Raw genomic sequence first — 17,232 nt, 5'->3', positions numbered from 1 at the left:
ATGAATCAACTTAACATCATTATTCCAGACCGATTAATCGGACAGCGCATTGACAGCGCATTAGCATTAATGCTACCAGATTATTCTCGCTCGAAAATTACCACATGGGTAAAATCAGGTGGGGCACTTGTTAATGGAAAAACCTTCAAACCCAAAGAAAAAGTATCGGGTGGTGAAATTGTTGTACTTGAGATTAAACAAGAAAAAACCAACGATTGGGTGGCAGAAGATATACCGTTAAACATAGTATTTAAGGATGCAGATATTATTATTATTAACAAGCCAGTCGGCTTAGTCACGCATCCGGGTGCAGGTAATTGGACGGGCACATTGGCAAATGCACTTCTATATTACGACCCATCACTTGCCAATCTTGACAGGGCAGGGATTGTGCATCGTTTGGACAAAAACACATCGGGTTTAATGGTAGTTGCTCGCAGTGAACTGGCACAAAAAAATCTGGTTGAGCAATTGCAAGAACATCGTGTAAATAGAGAATATTCTGCCATTGTATATGGGCATATGATTTCAGGCGGTACGGTTGATGAGCCGATTGGACGCGACCCAAAAGACCGTATTAGGCAGGCAGTAGTTGAAGATGGCAAACATGCCACCACGCATTACCGTGTGATTGATAGGTTTGCACATCATACCCATATCAAAGCGATTTTGGAAACAGGGCGTACCCATCAAATCCGAGTACATATGTCTCATATTGGGCATCCATTAATTGCTGATCCGATGTATGGCGGTAAAATTCGTTTTCCAAAAAAAGCAGACGAAGCCCTAAAAGACACACTCAAAGGTTTTAATCGTCAAACACTACATTCTAAAAAACTCACCTTAACACACCCAATTTCAGGTGAGGAAATGTCATGGAAAGCGCCATTGCCACAAGATATGCAAGCCCTTATTAAAGCATTACAAAAATATGACCCCGCCTAATTTTCCGAATAATGTAAACTTGCTTTCAACCCCGCGATATCTAGCGGGTGGGGCGAGTGTTGGTAATTATGATAATTTTAATTTAGCAACACACACGGGTGATAATCTTGATGCCGTTGCTCACAATCGTGAGTTGCTAGTAACGCATTTTGATCTGCCCAGTATGCCAAAATGGTTGAATCAAATACATTCTAATATTTGCCTAAATGCCAATTCTCACGATTGCGAAGGGGACGCTGTTATTACCCGTGAAAAAGGTGCGGTTTGTGCGGTGATGACGGCAGATTGTTTACCAGTTTTTGCCTCTAATCAATTGGGCACACAAGTTGGCGTTGCTCATGCAGGCTGGCAGGGGATTTTAAACGGTGTGATCGAATCATTTGTCACTCAGTTTGATGAGCGTGATTTGTTGGTGCATTTTGGTGCGGCAATTTGTGCAAAAAACCTTGAGGTGGGTAAAGAAGTATTTGAGAAATTTATTGCCAAGGACAAAAAACTCAGTGCAGCACTAACGCAAAAAGGTAACAAATATCACTTGGATATTTATCAGGCTGTACGCATTATTTTGAATGACTTAGGTGTTAAAAAAATTACAGGCGGTGATCAATGCACCGTGGAGCAGGAAAAAGATTATTTTTCCTATCGCCGAGATGGCGCAAACTCAGGCAGAATGGCGCATCTTATTTGGATTGACTAAATAACAACTATTCTCCTTTTTCCTTTTCTTTGCCAGAAATAGAAAAATCCATTTCCTTGGTTTCGGTGTTGAGATGGTAATAATGTAGTGGTTTTTGCTTGCGTTGTTTTTGCTGTATGACACATCCAACCGTCTCAAAATCATCTTTTAACTCAATCTCATCATGCTGTGTGCTTAATGGAACTAAAAATTTGGCACTACCACGCTCAAGGTATTGACGAAAATACAGCTCGCCTTGGTAGCGCACCACCGCATAAGCACGATGATGAATGTGCATACCAGGGTCGATGATTAAAATGCAGTTTTCACTAAACTCAGGCTCCATGTAATTGCCTAAATTTTGCAAGGCAAATGGCTCTGAGTTAGTGCCACAGTTGGTTTCAAATATTTCTTGTGGGGTGTCTATGTCTGGCATGATGGGCAATAAAAAGTTGAGCGTTGATTTTGTATAATGCGTGCTATTTTACTACGACATTGCGTGCAATTTTCATTTTCACGCCCATACACGGATAAAGTTTGTGCGAAGTAGCCAGGTTTTCCGTCTACTGAGGAAAAATCTTGCAAAGTCGTCCCACCAGCCTTGATTGCTTGAGTAAGAATATCTTTAATACATTGGGTTAAGTGCGTGTAACGTTTTTTACTTACACTGCCCGCTTGTCGCTTAGGATTTATACCGGCTTTATACAAGCTCTCGCAAGCATAGATATTGCCCACGCCAACCACCACTTTGCTGTCCATAATAAATGCCTTGATGTTCTGCTGTTTTTTGTGAGATTTTCCATATAAGTATTGCTCATCAAACAATACTTCCAGCGGCTCAACACCCAGATTGTCTAATAAAGAGTGGGTATTGTCCATAGAAAACAACACTGCCCCAAATCGCCTAGGGTCGTTTAAACGCATACACTTTCCATTCGTAAATACCAATTCAAAATGGTCGTGTTTTTTGAGCGGCACAGTACTATCCACCACTTTAACTGACCCACTCATGCCCAAATGAATAATCAGCATTCCTGCATTGAATTTAATTAATAAATACTTTCCTCGCCGTTCAACTGCATTCACAGCCTGATTAGCCAGCGTTGTCGGTAAATGTTTGGGTATTTCCCAGCGCAAATTATCCCGATATAACACTACCTGATTAACCACTTGGCTGACAATCAACAACTTAAGCCCTCGTTTAGTAGTTTCTACTTCAGGTAATTCTGGCATTAGTTGTATTGGGAAAGGGTTTTAATTTGAGGCCTTCATACTAAATGCGAATAATAATCAAAAGTCCGCCTTTCGCCTGCTTTAACTAAATCTTTCCTATTGTTTTAATACCAATAACATCTCTCAAATAGATTGCATATAATTTAATTGCTAATCTCGCATAAGATTGTGGTTCTCTTAGTCCAAGTGTGACATTAAGAGCAAGTGCATCTATATACGAATATTTTAAATAACGCATTGCATATCCCGCAATAGTTGCGCCAGTCCTGTCTAGGCCTGCTTCACAATGTACATAAATAATACGTGGCGTATCTTCAACTTTTGATAGTTGAGCTCGTAAATCTGTGATCACAGGGTCAATGAGTTCGCCTACTTTACCTGTGGTAATGCCTTTTATAAAAAGAACATTCACATCATAATGTATCAATTTTCCTAACTTTGGATTTTTTGAGAAAAAATCATTTTCAATATTAAAATCAGCTTTTTCACTAGACTTGAGAGCTGTTAATAAATTAAAATCTATGAAATTATTTAGCTTAGGCAGAGTTTTTGGTGCTACTAATGCCTTGTTGACTGGCGTTTTTCGACTGCTTTCTAAAACCATAGAGTCCAGTGTTTTTTGTAAAATAAATTGTTTATTTTCAATAGGAAGGCTTCCTCTATACAATAAATTATTACCAATTTGATCAACAAACTTCGTTCTTTCTGGCGATAACTTGAGATTTTTATTCTGTCCTTGAGTAATCAGGGTTGGACTAGAAAGAAGATCTTTTTCAGCATTCTTCGCTCCATACGATGCTGTGATAAGTGCCAACAGCGCTATAAAAATAAATCTAATGTTGTAAATTCTCATTCACTTCTCCTTGGTTTTTTAGTTTTTTTTCATCTTACAATTTTATGAACTTGATATTATCTATCCCAATTCAAAAAAAATGCAGAAAATCTAATTCCCTATAATGGTTTCAACCAAAAAACCACTTCACTCAACGGGCGAATATACAAAAGATAACTGCATTTTTAATTATATACAATAAAATCTTACTGTGTTTGTAAATATTAAGGTCTTTGTATTAGTTATCATTTTAAAGGAACATTGAAAATAATGATTGTTATTTTTGAATTGGGGTTAAGGTAAAATTATCATCAATTTAAAACCCTATCGAAACCCATGAGTTCAATTGAAAAATTTATACAAAAAGAGTCTTCTAGTGGTATTTTTCTCATATTTGCAACCATTTTAGCACTGGTATTAAGTAATACTTTTTTAGCGCCATTGTACGAGTCTTTTTTACATATTCCCGTGGAGATACGCATTGGTGCGTTGCATTTGGATAAGTCGCTTTATCATTGGGTAAACGATGGGCTAATGAGTATATTTTTCTTATTAATTGGTCTTGAAGTTAAAAAAGAAATGATGGGTGGGTCGCTCTCATCTTGGAATCAAATAGCCTTGCCAGGGATTGCGGCTATAGGCGGTATGGTTGTTCCAGCTGCTATCTATTTTGCCTTTAATCAAAACTATCCTATTGCACAGAATGGTTGGGCAATTCCGACAGCAACAGATATTGCCTTTGCCTTGGCAATTCTTTCTTTACTGGGCAATCGAGTGCCAGCATCGCTCAAAATATTTCTAATGGCCTTGGCTATTATTGATGATTTAGGTGCGATTGTCATTATTGCCATTTTTTATACGGCTGACCTGTCTACTTTGTCAATTGTTATAGCGTCGGCTTCTTTGGTTATTTTGATTGTGCTTAATTGGTTTGGTGTAACGAGAAAGGCAGCTTATTTTACGGTCGGTATTGTGCTTTGGATTGCTGTGCTAAAATCAGGCGTGCATGCAACTTTAGCAGGCGTGGCGTTGGCATTTACGATTCCACTCACTGGTAAAGACGAAAATCAACTGTCCGTTTTTCCACTTGAAGAGATTGAGCACAATCTACATTTTTGGGTTGCTTTTTTTATTTTACCGTTGTTTGCTTTTGTTAATGCAGGGGTAAATATCATAGATATTTCATTAACTCAAATGTCTGGAACCGTACCACTGGGTATTATGTTGGGATTGTTTGTTGGCAAGCAGTTGGGAGTGTTTGGTTTTAGTTTTTTGGCAATAAAATTAAAATTAGCAACATTGCCTGAAGGTAGTAATTGGATGCAACTTTATGGCGTATCTGTTTTAGCAGGTATTGGATTTACGATGAGTTTATTTATTGTGTCGTTAGCCTTTGAAGACGCCAGCCTTTTTCAATACACTGATAAATTAGCGATACTTCTAGGTTCATTTGCGTCTGGTATTGTTGGTTACTTGGTTTTGAAAGCGAATAGAAAATAGAGACTTTTGCGTAAATGATGATTAGCAGTATTCAATTTTTACCAGATTGGCGATTTTTTAAACCCAGCCTTAGCCCTGCTAGGAGAAGGTTTAATAAAATCACCAATCTGGCAAAAATTGAATTTTGCTAATCATCCCTATTTATGCGAAGGTCTCAATTTATGCAAAGGTCTCAAATAATAGATATATTATTTAAAGGCCTAAGACAGAGTAGTGTGTCGCGTAAACAGGGTGTAGTAGGAATAATGGTTAATAGGGTAAAAAGTAGAAAAATAGCACATAATTTTAAATACCTTATTATAATAGTCAACTTTATAACAATGGAGAGAAAGTATGTTTAATCGTATTAATTTAGTGCAGTGTAAAATTGCACTTGGTTTTGTTTTAACAGCAATTGTGTTTTATGTGTTCAAAGATAATGCAATAGAGGCTCAAAATATATCGCATTATGGTATGACAGTATGGCTACATGTATTAGCAGGTATTGTTTGGATTGGTTTGTTATATTATTTCAACTTTGTGCAAGTGCCAGCGATGGGCGCTGCATTGGCTGATAGCAATGGACCTGGTCCAGCGGCGATTGGCAAGTATGTTGCACCTCGTGCTTTGTTGTGGTTTCGTATGGCAGCGGCTACGACTTTAATTCTTGGTTTGGTGTTACTTGGCGTGCAAGGCGCTATTGGAAAGGCGTTTATGCTTAGCACAGGATATCAAGTTATCGGTATCGGCGCATGGATGGGCACAATTATGGCATTTAATGTGTGGTTTATTATTTGGCCAAATCAGCAAAAGATTTTAGGTATGAAAGAGGCGACAGCGGAAGAAATCGCAACAGCTAAGAAAAATGCGGCATTGGCTTCATCAATCAATGTCATTCTTTCTGTGCCAATGTTACTAACTATGATTGCATGGCATTAGGATAAGTTTTAATTAAAAATTAGAGTTATTTAAAAAAAAACCGAAGCTTTGTCTTCGGTTTTTTGTCGTCTATTGTATAATCCATTTTTATGATAACAAGAATACCCAATCTAAAAGTTAGTGGCAAAGATGCACAAAGTTTCTTACAGGGGCAATTGTCAAACGATATTGATAAAATCACCGAGGGAGAATGGCAACTGAATGCTTATTGTCAGCATCAAGGGCGTATTATTGCACTGATGTGGGTCGGCAGACAAGAAGATGGTTTTTATTTGGATTTTGCACCGGACCTATACGCCGTGGTACAAAATCGCCTAAAAATGTTTGCGCTTAATGCCGAAGTGGTTTTTAGTGAGATTGGCAATCAAGAAAGTCCTATTGAAGAGGCGCAGGTAACACTGGCAAGTAGTGAGAAATTTATCCCTCAAGATTTGAATTTGGACATTGATGAGGTGGGCATAAGCTTTACTAAAGGGTGCTATCCTGGGCAAGAGGTGGTGGCAAGAGTGCATTACTTAGGCAAGTCAAAACGCAGATTGTATCAATTTGAGTGTGATTTTATAGTTAATCCGTTGGATAAATTAACACTGGAAGACTCTACAAAGGTCGTTGGAACGGTGCTTAATCAGGTAAAATCTTGCTTTTTTGCAACCCTTAAGATTGCTGAAAAAGACAAAACACTTTTTGTTAACAACAAGCCAGTTAAGCGGCTTGAATTGGCTAATTTTTCATCATAACACGCAATAACACACCATGAAATTCATCAAAATTTTGGCATTATTGCTGTTAGTTTCCCCTACTTTTGCAGCCAGCGAACTCCATACAACTCTAGATTTAACTAGCCATTGGGTGGGTTATTTCTCACTTGCCTTGTTTGTTGTTGCCTATATTTTAGTAATGGCAGAAGAATTTACAGGGTTTAGTAAATCCAAGCCAGTCATTCTAGCGGCAGGCATTATTTGGGGGTTGATTGGTTGGGTATACGCTTCGGAAGGGCTTCCACATACTGCTGAAATAGTATTGCGTCATAATTTGTTAGAGTTTGCTGAATTATTTCTATTTCTATTGGTAGCAATGACCTACATTGAAGCAATGAGAGAGCGCAAGATTCTTGAATCGCTGAAAGTGTGGCTGATTAACAAAGGCTTTACTTTAAGGCAGTTATTTTGGTTGACAGGATTCTTAGCATTTTTTATTTCCCCTGTTGCTGACAACTTAACAACAGCATTGATTATGGGCGCTGTGGTATTATCAGTTGGTGGTAACAATGTGCGTTTCATTTCTATTGCTTTTGTAAATATTGTGGTGGCAGCAAATGCAGGGGGTGCATTTAGCCCGTTTGGCGATATTACCACGCTGATGGTTTGGCAAAAAGGGGTGGTTGAATTCGATCAATTCTTTGCTTTATTTATTCCATCAATAGTTAACTTTTTAGTACCAGCGGTAATTATGCATTTTGCGATTAAAAATGAACCATCTGAACTACTGGAAAACAGTGTTGTTAAAGTTAAAGAAGGTGGGATAGGGGTCGTTGTTTTGTTTACGCTTACAATTGCCACTGCAGTAAGTTTTCATAATTTTTTACACTTGCCACCTGCAATGGGAATGATGATGGGGCTAGGTTATTTAATGCTAGCATCGTTTTTTATTCGTAAGTTTAGAGGAGGTGAATGTGATATTTTTAACAACTTAGCAAAAGCCGAATGGGATACCTTGTTATTTTTCTTTGGGGTGATTTTAAGTGTTGGTGGGTTGGGTTTTATGGGTTATTTGGCAATGACTTCAGAGATGATGTATGCTTCTTTAGGGGCAACTTATGCCAATATTGTGGTTGGCGTGTTGTCGGCAATTGTTGACAATATTCCAGTGATGTTTGCGGTATTAAGTATGAATCCTGATATGTCATTAGGTCAGTGGCTGTTAGTCACACTAACAACAGGCGTGGGTGGCAGTTTGCTTTCGGTGGGCTCGGCTGCAGGTGTGGCATTGATGGGGCAATCAAAGGGTCTTTACACATTTGTATCGCACCTAAAATGGATGCCAGTCATTGCACTGGGCTATGCTGCCAGCATTCTAACGCATTTATGGTGGAGCAAAGAATTATTCAATGTCTCAATTTGATTTATTAGTAGATATTGGTAGCAGCAGTGTTGGTTGGAAGATTGGCAGCGATTATAACAGTGTTGATATTAAAGACTTCCAACCCAGTGTAATACCACAACACCAGTCCAGCGCCATAGCCTGTGTAGCAAATCATCAACTTATTCAGCATTTTTCTAATCCAACAATTATTAAACCTAAGCCTTATAAAGGCTTGGTTTTTGATTATAATTTAGAGCAATTGGGTGTTGATCGTTTTTTAGGTATTGTGGCAGGATACGAGAAATACCCAGAACAAGATTTTATGCTGGTGGATATTGGCACATTCATTACTATTGATATTGTGCAGAATAATAGGCATATTGATGGCGGTATTGCGCCGGGGCTTTATCAGTTACAAAAGTGTAAAGCCTTTGTGGGCGATGACACTCGGCAGTCATGGCAGTTGGGGACTGAAAATATGCTGCGTGATACTATTGAAAAGCGTTGTGATGCGTTTAATGGTTTGATTTTAATCACCGGCGGCGGACAAGTGGTAGTTGATATTAAGCGGGCACAATATCATCAAAATTTAGTAATAACGGGATTGGAAATAATAAATGGAAAATAGAGTTTTATCAGGAATGAGGCCCACAGGTCAATTGCATTTAGGGCATTATCACGGTGTTTTGAAAAACTGGATGGAGTTGCAAAATAAGTATGATTCTTATTTTTTTGTTGCAGACTGGCACGCCTTTACCACGCATTATTCAGACAAAATTGACCTTAAAACTAATGTAGCTGATATGGTAATTGATTGGCTTGCAGTGGGTATTAACCCAAATACTTCGACGATTTTCGTGCAATCAAAAGTGCCAGAACACGCAGAGTTACATTTGTTGTTATCGATGACCACGCCGCTGTCTTGGTTAGAAAGGGTGCCGTCATATAAAGACCAGCAAGAAAAATTAAAAACCAAAGATTTGGGTACTTATGGATTTTTGGGCTATCCGCTTTTGCAAAGTGCAGATATTTTAATGTATAAAGCGGGTTTAGTGCCTGTGGGCGAAGACCAAGTGGCACATATTGAGCTGACTCGTGAAGTGGCAAGACGCTTTAATTATGTGTATGGACGAGAGGCTGATTTTGAAAAAAAAGCAGAAGCCAGCATTAGTAAAATAGGCAAAAAACAAGCCAAATCCTATCGCTCGTTACGCAAAGCTTATCAAGAAACTGGCGATACAGAAGCACTTGCCAAAGCGCAAGCCTTATTAAAAGAACAACAAAACATTACGCTAACCGACAGGGAAAGATTGCTGGGTTATATTGAAGGATTGGGGAAAATCATCTTACCTGAGCCAGAATCCTTGCTGACCAAAGCCTCAAAAATGCCAGGTCTAGATGGGCAAAAAATGAGTAAATCTTACGGCAACACCATCTCTCTGCGTGACAGTGAAGAACAAGTTGAAGCCAAGATTAGGCGTATGCCAACTGACCCAGCACGCATTAAACTCACCGATGCGGGCGACCCAAACAAATGCCCAGTATGGCAATTACACGAAGTGTATTCGGACGAGCAAACTTGTGACTGGGTAAAAGATGGCTGCACTCATGCAAAAATGGGCTGTGTCGAATGTAAACAACCTGTGATTAACAGTATTCAAGTGGAATTATTACCAATCCAAGAAGGCATTGCCAAATACCAATCTGACCCAAAACTCATCAGTCAAATCATTCATGAAGGCTCAGAAAAAGCCCGCAGTGTTGCCCAAGAAACCATGACAGAAGTGCGTGAAGCGATGGGCATTATTTATTAATTGTTTGTTTTGTTGGTTGTATGTTATAATTATAACAATTAGTAATATTAAAAAGGAGAAGTAATGATTATTTTACAAGAAGGGTCTAATGGACTTGAGTAATCAAGTAATTTTTCAAATGATACAAACAGCCGCTTTAATAGTGGCTGTTTTCGTTGCATGGGTCTCAATTAAAAAACAAAAAGATACCACTAAGTTCGAAAAATTCATTCAAATTTTAAATGGATAGATTACAAAAACTCATTGCCACAGCGGGTTACGGTTCACGCCGTTGGGCAGAGCGACTGATTGAGCAGGGGCGCATTGAAGTCAATAATAAAACTGCGAGTATTGGTGATAAGGCTGAAATAACCGACATGGTTAAAATCGATGGACGAAAAATCGACCTTGTGCGTTATCAAGAGGAAGAAACCAAGGTCATTATTCTCAATAAACAAGCAGGTTTTATCTGTTCTAACAAGGATGACGAAGGGCGCAAAAGCGTTTTTGAATTACTGCCTAAAGAATCTCGTTGGGTGATGGTAGGGCGCTTAGATCTTAATACATCAGGTTTGTTGCTGTTTACCAACAATGGCGATTTAGCCAACAAACTTATGCACCCAAGCTCTGAGATTGACCGAGAATATGCAGTTAGAGTGTTAGGACAAGTGGAACAAGAAGATTTGCAACAATTAACGGACGGTATTGAATTAGACGATGGTCTTGCCAAGTTTTCTCGTGTAGCTATCGGCGGTGGACAAGGTGCAAATCGTTGGTATAAAGTGGTGCTAAAAGAAGGTCGTAAACGAGAAGTGCGCCGTCTCTGGGAGGCGCTAGGATTTAAAGTTTCTCGTTTAATTCGCATTCGTTTTGGCGAAATCCGTCTGCCAGATAAGCTCAAGGCAAACCAGTATGATTACCTCAAACCTGGGCAAGTAAAATTGTTATTAGACGCTGTTAATTTGAAAGGTTAAAACAGTCGTACAAAGGTATAATGGCGTTTTTTAGTATCATCTAAGCGCCAATGTCTGATTATAAATCCACATTAAATTTACCCTTTACCAAATTTGCAATGAAGGCAAATCTTGCCAATCGAGAGGGCGGATTTTTGCAAAAATGGCAAGACGATGCATTGTATGCGAAAATTCGCAAACACAACAAAGGCAAGCCTAAGTTCATCTTGCACGATGGGCCACCGTATGCGAATGGCGATATTCATATTGGTCATGCGGTTAATAAAGTCTTAAAAGATATTATTATTAAATCTAAAGCCTTGTCGGGTTTTGATGCGCCGTATGTGCCAGGCTGGGATTGTCACGGCTTGCCGATTGAGCTGAATGTTGAGAAGAAAAAAGGCAAGGCTGGGATTAAAATTGATGCCAATGCGTTTAGGGCAGAGTGCAGAAAATACGCCGATACACAGGTTGCCAAGCAAAAAACCGATTTTCAACGATTGGGTATTTTTGCCGATTGGGACAATCCATATTTAACCAAAGATTTCCAATATGAGGCCAATATTGTGCGCGCCTTGGGCAAAATGGTTAAGAATAATCATGTATCTAAAGGTTACAAACCTGTGCATTGGTGTACCGAGTGTGGATCGGCACTGGCTGAGGCAGAAGTGGAATACAAAGACAAACAATCTGATGCAATTGATGTTAAATTTAGATTGCTTGATAACACATTGTTTAAAGTTAATAAGCCTGTCTCTGTGGTTATTTGGACCACAACACCTTGGACTTTACCGGCAAACGAGGCGGTAACAGTGCATCCAGAGCTGAGTTATGTGTTAGTTGATGTTGGCGATGAATATTATTTATTGGCACAAGATTTGGCCGATGATACATTATTGCGTTACGGACTGAGCCCCTTAACTGAGACGCCGGGCTTCTCAATTAAGGGTGGTGAATTAGAGGGTTTGAAGGTGAGGCATCCGTTTTATGATAAGCAAGTGCCGATTATTTTAGGTGAGCATGTTACCACTGAGGCAGGTACAGGTGCGGTGCATACTGCACCTGCGCATGGTCAGGAAGATTATGCAGTTGGGTTGAAATATGATTTGCCTGTTGAATGCCCTGTAGATGGTCGTGGAGTGTTTTTTAAAGACACAGAATTATTGGGTGGACAGTTTATTTTCAAGGCTAATGCCAGCGTGATTGAAATTTTAAAAAATGCAAATACATTGGTTAAGCATGAGCCATTAACGCATTCTTATCCGCATTGTTGGCGGCATAAAACTCCGGTAATTTTCCGTGCCACCCCACAGTGGTTTGTGTCTATGCAACAAAATGGCTTGCGTGATTCGGTTAATAGTGAAATTCCAAAAGTGGATTGGATACCTGATTGGGGTAAAAAACGCATTGAACTGATGGTGGGCAATCGCCCTGATTGGTGTATTTCTCGCCAGCGTTTTTGGGGGGTGCCGATTACGCTGTTTGTGCATAAGCAAACGGGTGAATTGCACCCTGATACGCAGGCATTATTTGCCACCGTGGCAGACAAAATTGAGCAAAATGGCATTGAAGCGTGGTTTGAATCCAGCATTGAAGATTTTTTAGGCGATGAGGTTAAAGATTATGATAAAACCACTGACACGCTTGATGTGTGGTTTGATTCAGGGGTAAGTCATTATGCAGTATTAAAAACCAGAGAGGAATTAACCGAAGTAGCAGATTTGTATTTAGAAGGCTCAGACCAACATCGTGGCTGGTTTCAATCCTCGTTGATTTCCTCAGTGGCAATTAACGGTAAAGCGCCTTATAAACAAGTACTGACACACGGTTTTACTGTGGATAAAGACGGCAAGAAAATGTCAAAATCATTGGGCAATGTTATGAGTCCGCAAAAAGTAGTGAATAATCTCGGTGCGGATATTTTGCGCTTGTGGATTGCATCAACAGACTATACGGGCGAGATGACGGTTTCCGATGAGATTTTAAAACGCTCTGCTGATTCGTATCGCCGCATTCGTAACACTTTGCGTTTTATGTTGGCGAATACGGCTGGTTTTAATCCTGAGATTCATCAAGTTGATACGCAAAAAATGCTGGATTTGGATAGGTGGATTATGTCTAAAACAGCTGTTTTGCAAGCGCAAGTGCTTGAAGCTTATGAACAATACAATTTCCATCATGCGATGCAGTTAATTTTGAATTTTTGCACCAATGATTTAGGTGGTTTTTATTTAGATGTGATTAAGGACAGGCAATACACTACACAGGAGAATTCACAGGCTAGACGCAGTGCGCAAACGGCACTTAATCATATTTTGGAGGCAATGGTGTGTTGGCTAGCGCCGGTATTGTCGTTTACAGCAGAAGAAATTTGGCAGAGTATGCCGAGTGAGAAAACACATAGTGTTTTTCTACAAGAATGGTATCAGGAGTTAAATGCGGATTATAACAATGAAGCGATTGATACTACACGCAATATTAAGCTATTTATTCAAAAGCAAATGGAAGAGATGCGCAGTGATAAAGTTATTGGTTCGTCATTGGATGCAGAAGTCGACATTTATTGCGAAGATGCAGTCTACCAGCTACTGTCTCAATTGAGAGATGAATTGCGTTTTGTGTTTATTACTTCTTACGCCAGAATTCACCCAATTAGCGAAAAAACCAATGATTGTATTGAGGCAAGTGCTAGCGTATTTGTCAAAGTAGTGCAATCTAAGCACGAAAAATGCGTGCGCTGTTGGCATCACCGTGAAGATGTTGGCACTAATCACGAGCACCCTGAGTTGTGTGGTCGTTGTGTGGAAAATGTGGTTGGTGATGGTGAAGAGAGAAAGTTTGCGTAACACCCAAAGTGCAAAAAATGCCTTTACTTGAATGAAAATTTTAACCAGTAATGAACTTATTAATATTTTATGAAAACACTTAATCTTGATTTAGGCGATAAATCTTACCCGATTTACATTGGACAAGATTTACTCACACAGACTGATTTGCTCACCCAACACATCAAAGGTAAGCAGGTGATGATCGTGACTAATACCACAGTTGCCCCGCTTTATCTCGCTAAAGTAAAGGCTTTACTCACTCTTTTTACCGTGGCTGAGGTGATTTTGCTAGACGGCGAACAGTATAAAACTTTGGATACGGTCAACGAGATTTTTACCGCACTCTTAACAGCACGCTTTGACCGCTCTTGCACACTTATTGCCCTTGGCGGTGGCGTAGTGGGTGATATGACGGGTTTTGCAGCCGCCAGTTATCAACGAGGCGTTAATTTTATTCAAATTCCAACCACGCTTTTGTCGCAAGTAGATTCTAGCGTAGGTGGCAAAACAGGGGTTAACCACCCACTGGGTAAAAATATGATAGGGGCGTTTTATCAGCCAAAATGTGTGTTGATTGATGTAGATACACTGGATACGCTAGACGATAGACAGTATTCAGCAGGAATGGCTGAGGTGATTAAATACGGCTTGCTTGGTAATGTAGATTTTTTGATTGATTTGCAACAGAATATAGACGATTTAATGCACCGTGACAAGGGTTTAATTATCAAAGCAGTGCATCAATCTTGCACTGACAAAGCCAATATTGTGGCACAAGATGAATTAGAATCTGGCAAGCGTGCCTTGCTTAATTTTGGGCATACTTTTGCTCATGCGATTGAGAATACATTGGGTTATGGCACTTATTTACACGGAGAGGCAGTTGCTGTAGGTATGTTAATGGCGGCTGAATTATCAGCATTAGAGGGTTTTATCGCTAGTAGCGATGTGCAGCAGGTCAAAGATTTATTGCAAAAAACTCAGTTACCTGTGTCTATCAACAGTAAAATAAGCTATCAAGATTTTGTGGATGCAATGAGCGTTGACAAGAAAGTTATTGATGGCGAGGTGCGCTTGGTTTTAATGAAAAAACTAGGACAAACCTTTATCAGCAAGGATTATCAGAAAAATGATCTACAACAAGTAATTAAGGATTTTTTATGAGCGATAAAACCAATAAAGACATTGAAAACGAAGCAGTGCATGAAGACGATGTAATGATTACCACCAAAATGTCTGATTTAGAAAAAATGTTAGAAAATGTAGAATCACACGCAGACAAACGCACAGATTCTAAATTTGAACGCTTTTTTGTGCCGTCTTTATTGGTATTTTCCCTATTGGCATTCGGCGGTTTTATGATTATTTACTCAATCACTCAAGATATGACACGCCTAGCAAGTGCCATGGATCCAAGAATGGGCAGTAATATGTCTTCCATGGTAATCAGTATTGATAATTTGTCAAAAAATGTGGCACAAATGAGCCAATCGGTCAATAAAATGCAAAAAGACTTTTCCAGCGTTAGTAAAAATATGTTTATTGTCGCCAAAAAACTTGATAATTTAGACGGTATTTCTGCAAATATGATGCAAATTAATGCCAAAATGAGCGCACTCAAACCAATGCTTGAGAATATGCAAGAAATGAACGACAATATGATTGGCATGCAAAAATCAATGCATTGGATGCAAAAAGACATCTCACAACTAAGATCTTCTTTTAATAAACCAATGCGTGTATTTAACGCCGTGCCTTTCCTGTAATTTATGATTGATAATACCGAACTCAAACAAATTGCTAATTTAGCTAAATTAACGATTGACACCAATACTCAGAACGAAACCATTAAGGATTTAAACGCCATTTTAGACTTGGCCAAACAACTCACTGAGATTAACACCGATGCCATTACCCCAATGGCACACCCCCTACATATGACTCAGCGTTTGCGAACAGATGAGGTTAATGAATATGACCAATCAGCATCTTTCCAAGCTATTGCCCCGAAAATTGGCAAACAGCATTATTTAGTACCAACCGTAATAGAATAAACTTTATGCACACAAAAACCATTGTTGAATTAACACAAGGGCTGAAAAACAAAGAATTTTCGTCTGTTGAATTAACACAACATTATTTAGACAGAATCAACACCTCAGACCTCAATGCATTCATCACTATTACCGACGAAATAGCATTACAACAAGCACAAACAGCAGATGCACAAATTGCCAAAGGCAAGGCCAGTATCTTAACGGGCATCCCTTATGCACACAAAGATATTTTTTGCACCAATGGCGTTAAAACCTCAGCCGCTTCCAAAATGTTGGATAATTTCATCTCACCTTATGACGCAACCGTTAGCCACAAACTCAATCAATCGGGTTTAGTAATGCTAGGCAAAACCAATATGGACGAGTTTGCCATGGGCTCAAGTAATGAAAATTCATTCTACGGTGCTGTTAAAAATCCATGGAATAAAAACAAAGCACCGGGTGGCTCATCTGGCGGTTCTGCCGCCGCCGTTGCCGATGGATTAAGCAGTTTTGCTACCGGCACCGACACAGGCGGTTCAATCCGCCAACCCGCCAGTTTATGTGGCATCACAGGACTCAAACCAACTTACGGGCGTGTTTCAAGATACGGTATGATTGCTTACGCCTCAAGTCTTGACCAAGCAGGCCCCCTTACCAAAACTGCAGAAGACGCTGCCATGGTATTAAACACTATGGCAGGGTTTGACGAAAAAGATTCAACCAGTGTAGATAGGGAAGTGCCAGACTACACGCAGAATTTAAACGATTCCATCAAAGGTTTAACCATCGGGCTACCTAAAGAGTTTTTTGCCGATGGTTTGGATGATGGTGTCGCCACAACCATTATGGCAGCTGTTAAAGAGTTTGAAGCATTAGGTGCAAGCGTTAAAGAAATCTCATTACCAAATTCAAAATACGCCATCCCAACTTATTATATCGTTGCCCCTTGCGAATGCTCATCAAACCTATCTCGTATGGATGGTGTCCGATTCGGTCATCGTTGTGACAATCCCAAAGATTTAGAAGACCTCTATCTACGCTCTCGCACCGAAGGCTTTGGCGAAGAAGTCAAACGCCGTATTATGATCGGCACCTACGCACTCTCAGCAGGTTATTACGATGCCTACTATCTCAAAGCACAAAAAACCCGCCATCTTATCAGCGACGACTTCAAACAAGCCTTCGAAAAAGTCGATGTCATCATGGGCCCCGTTAGCCCCACCACCGCATTTGACCTCGGCTCATTCAAAGACCCAGTCTCAATGTATCTTGCCGACATCTACACCCTCAGCGCCAACCTCGCCGGACTCTCCGGCATGAGCATTCCCGCTGGTTTCTCACAAAAAATGCCTGTTGGCTTACAACTCATCGGCAATTACTGGTCAGAATCCAAACTACTCAACATTGCCCACCAGTTTCAACAAGTAACCAAC

17 protein-coding genes are annotated in these 17,232 nt (G+C 39.7%); 14 read left to right on the top strand and 3 right to left on the bottom strand.

Annotated elements, in window-relative coordinates:
- Nucleotides 1-945: a 23S rRNA pseudouridine(1911/1915/1917) synthase RluD gene (gene rluD / locus CRYPD_RS02090; protein ID WP_138145924.1), complete on the top strand. Its 945-nt coding sequence runs from the start codon at nt 1-3 to the stop codon at nt 943-945.
- Nucleotides 932-1,642, top strand: a complete 711-nt coding sequence (gene pgeF, locus CRYPD_RS02085) for a peptidoglycan editing factor PgeF (RefSeq protein WP_138145923.1) — start codon at nt 932-934, stop codon at nt 1,640-1,642. Before rluD ends, pgeF begins: the two co-directional genes overlap by 14 nt.
- Nucleotides 1,643-1,649: 7 nt before the next feature.
- Here the strand turns inward: pgeF and CRYPD_RS02080 are convergent, their stop codons facing one another.
- From CRYPD_RS02080 to CRYPD_RS02070, 3 genes are all read right to left on the bottom strand, one after another.
- The gene (locus tag CRYPD_RS02080; RefSeq protein WP_138145922.1) at nt 1,650-2,057 is read right to left on the bottom strand and encodes a S24 family peptidase; all 408 of its coding nucleotides are present in this window, start codon (nt 2,055-2,057) and stop codon (nt 1,650-1,652) included.
- Nucleotides 2,045-2,854 carry a bifunctional DNA-formamidopyrimidine glycosylase/DNA-(apurinic or apyrimidinic site) lyase gene (gene mutM, locus CRYPD_RS02075; protein ID WP_138145921.1) on the bottom strand — a complete coding sequence of 270 codons (810 nt, stop codon included), beginning with the start codon at nt 2,852-2,854 and terminating at the stop codon, nt 2,045-2,047. The genes CRYPD_RS02080 and mutM overlap by 13 nt, the downstream gene beginning before the upstream one ends.
- A gap of 85 nt (nt 2,855-2,939) precedes the next feature.
- Nucleotides 2,940-3,707, bottom strand: coding sequence for a dual specificity protein phosphatase family protein (locus CRYPD_RS02070; protein ID WP_138145920.1), 768 nt, complete (start codon nt 3,705-3,707; stop codon nt 2,940-2,942).
- 315 nt (nt 3,708-4,022) lie between these two features.
- Between CRYPD_RS02070 and nhaA the strand changes: the two genes are divergently transcribed.
- From nhaA to gatA, 12 genes are all read left to right on the top strand, one after another.
- Nucleotides 4,023-5,186, top strand: a complete 1,164-nt coding sequence (nhaA, locus tag CRYPD_RS02065; protein WP_138145919.1) for a Na+/H+ antiporter NhaA — start codon at nt 4,023-4,025, stop codon at nt 5,184-5,186.
- A gap of 333 nt (nt 5,187-5,519) precedes the next feature.
- Entirely contained in the window at nt 5,520-6,104 is a 585-nt protein-coding gene (locus tag CRYPD_RS02060; protein ID WP_138145918.1) for a urate hydroxylase PuuD, read from the top strand.
- Nucleotides 6,105-6,193: 89 nt separating this feature from the next.
- Nucleotides 6,194-6,841: a CAF17-like 4Fe-4S cluster assembly/insertion protein YgfZ gene (gene ygfZ, locus CRYPD_RS02055; RefSeq protein WP_138145917.1), complete on the top strand. Its 648-nt coding sequence runs from the start codon at nt 6,194-6,196 to the stop codon at nt 6,839-6,841.
- Between the two features lie 16 nt (nt 6,842-6,857).
- Nucleotides 6,858-8,225: a sodium:proton antiporter NhaD gene (gene nhaD, locus CRYPD_RS02050; protein WP_138145916.1), complete on the top strand. Its 1,368-nt coding sequence runs from the start codon at nt 6,858-6,860 to the stop codon at nt 8,223-8,225.
- Nucleotides 8,212-8,814 carry a type III pantothenate kinase gene (locus CRYPD_RS02045; RefSeq protein WP_138145915.1) on the top strand — a complete coding sequence of 201 codons (603 nt, stop codon included), beginning with the start codon at nt 8,212-8,214 and terminating at the stop codon, nt 8,812-8,814. Before nhaD ends, CRYPD_RS02045 begins: the two co-directional genes overlap by 14 nt.
- Complete coding sequence (locus CRYPD_RS02040; RefSeq protein WP_138145914.1) at nt 8,804-10,000, top strand: tryptophan--tRNA ligase; 1,197 nt, start codon at nt 8,804-8,806, stop codon at nt 9,998-10,000. The genes CRYPD_RS02045 and CRYPD_RS02040 overlap by 11 nt, the downstream gene beginning before the upstream one ends.
- A gap of 221 nt (nt 10,001-10,221) precedes the next feature.
- Nucleotides 10,222-10,953, top strand: a complete 732-nt coding sequence (locus CRYPD_RS02035) for a pseudouridine synthase (protein ID WP_138145913.1) — start codon at nt 10,222-10,224, stop codon at nt 10,951-10,953.
- A 50-nt stretch (nt 10,954-11,003) separates the two neighbouring features.
- Entirely contained in the window at nt 11,004-13,778 is a 2,775-nt protein-coding gene (gene ileS / locus CRYPD_RS02030; protein ID WP_138145912.1) for an isoleucine--tRNA ligase, read from the top strand.
- A 69-nt stretch (nt 13,779-13,847) separates the two neighbouring features.
- Nucleotides 13,848-14,924: a 3-dehydroquinate synthase gene (gene aroB, locus CRYPD_RS02025; RefSeq protein WP_138145911.1), complete on the top strand. Its 1,077-nt coding sequence runs from the start codon at nt 13,848-13,850 to the stop codon at nt 14,922-14,924.
- On the top strand, nt 14,921-15,526 hold the full coding sequence (locus tag CRYPD_RS02020) for a hypothetical protein (RefSeq protein ID WP_138145910.1): 606 nt from the start codon (nt 14,921-14,923) through the stop codon (nt 15,524-15,526). Before aroB ends, CRYPD_RS02020 begins: the two co-directional genes overlap by 4 nt.
- Before the next feature lie 3 nt (nt 15,527-15,529).
- Nucleotides 15,530-15,814, top strand: coding sequence for an Asp-tRNA(Asn)/Glu-tRNA(Gln) amidotransferase subunit GatC (gene gatC / locus CRYPD_RS02015; RefSeq protein ID WP_138145909.1), 285 nt, complete (start codon nt 15,530-15,532; stop codon nt 15,812-15,814).
- A gap of 5 nt (nt 15,815-15,819) precedes the next feature.
- Nucleotides 15,820-17,232: Asp-tRNA(Asn)/Glu-tRNA(Gln) amidotransferase subunit GatA (gene gatA, locus CRYPD_RS02010; protein WP_138145908.1), on the top strand; the 1,413-nt coding region annotated here is incomplete at its 3' end.

The organism is Bathymodiolus heckerae thiotrophic gill symbiont (assembly GCF_900180345.1).
In the GTDB taxonomy this organism is placed as follows: Bacteria; Pseudomonadota; Gammaproteobacteria; order PS1; family Pseudothioglobaceae; genus Thiodubiliella.
The sequence above is the reverse complement of the archived record's forward strand: the minus strand, read 5'-3'. Positions and strand labels throughout refer to the sequence as shown.

Coding starts and splice junctions, on each gene's coding strand:
- rluD (WP_138145924.1), top strand. CDS start 1: ATGAATCAACTTAACATCATTATTCCAGACCGATTAATCGGACAGCGC.
- pgeF (WP_138145923.1), top strand. CDS start 932: ATGACCCCGCCTAATTTTCCGAATAATGTAAACTTGCTTTCAACCCCG.
- CRYPD_RS02080 (WP_138145922.1), bottom strand. CDS start 2,057: ATGCCAGACATAGACACCCCACAAGAAATATTTGAAACCAACTGTGGC.
- mutM (WP_138145921.1), bottom strand. CDS start 2,854: ATGCCAGAATTACCTGAAGTAGAAACTACTAAACGAGGGCTTAAGTTG.
- CRYPD_RS02070 (WP_138145920.1), bottom strand. CDS start 3,707: ATGAGAATTTACAACATTAGATTTATTTTTATAGCGCTGTTGGCACTT.
- nhaA (WP_138145919.1), top strand. CDS start 4,023: ATGAGTTCAATTGAAAAATTTATACAAAAAGAGTCTTCTAGTGGTATT.
- CRYPD_RS02060 (WP_138145918.1), top strand. CDS start 5,520: ATGTTTAATCGTATTAATTTAGTGCAGTGTAAAATTGCACTTGGTTTT.
- ygfZ (WP_138145917.1), top strand. CDS start 6,194: ATGATAACAAGAATACCCAATCTAAAAGTTAGTGGCAAAGATGCACAA.
- nhaD (WP_138145916.1), top strand. CDS start 6,858: ATGAAATTCATCAAAATTTTGGCATTATTGCTGTTAGTTTCCCCTACT.
- CRYPD_RS02045 (WP_138145915.1), top strand. CDS start 8,212: ATGTCTCAATTTGATTTATTAGTAGATATTGGTAGCAGCAGTGTTGGT.
- CRYPD_RS02040 (WP_138145914.1), top strand. CDS start 8,804: ATGGAAAATAGAGTTTTATCAGGAATGAGGCCCACAGGTCAATTGCAT.
- CRYPD_RS02035 (WP_138145913.1), top strand. CDS start 10,222: ATGGATAGATTACAAAAACTCATTGCCACAGCGGGTTACGGTTCACGC.
- ileS (WP_138145912.1), top strand. CDS start 11,004: ATGTCTGATTATAAATCCACATTAAATTTACCCTTTACCAAATTTGCA.
- aroB (WP_138145911.1), top strand. CDS start 13,848: ATGAAAACACTTAATCTTGATTTAGGCGATAAATCTTACCCGATTTAC.
- CRYPD_RS02020 (WP_138145910.1), top strand. CDS start 14,921: ATGAGCGATAAAACCAATAAAGACATTGAAAACGAAGCAGTGCATGAA.
- gatC (WP_138145909.1), top strand. CDS start 15,530: ATGATTGATAATACCGAACTCAAACAAATTGCTAATTTAGCTAAATTA.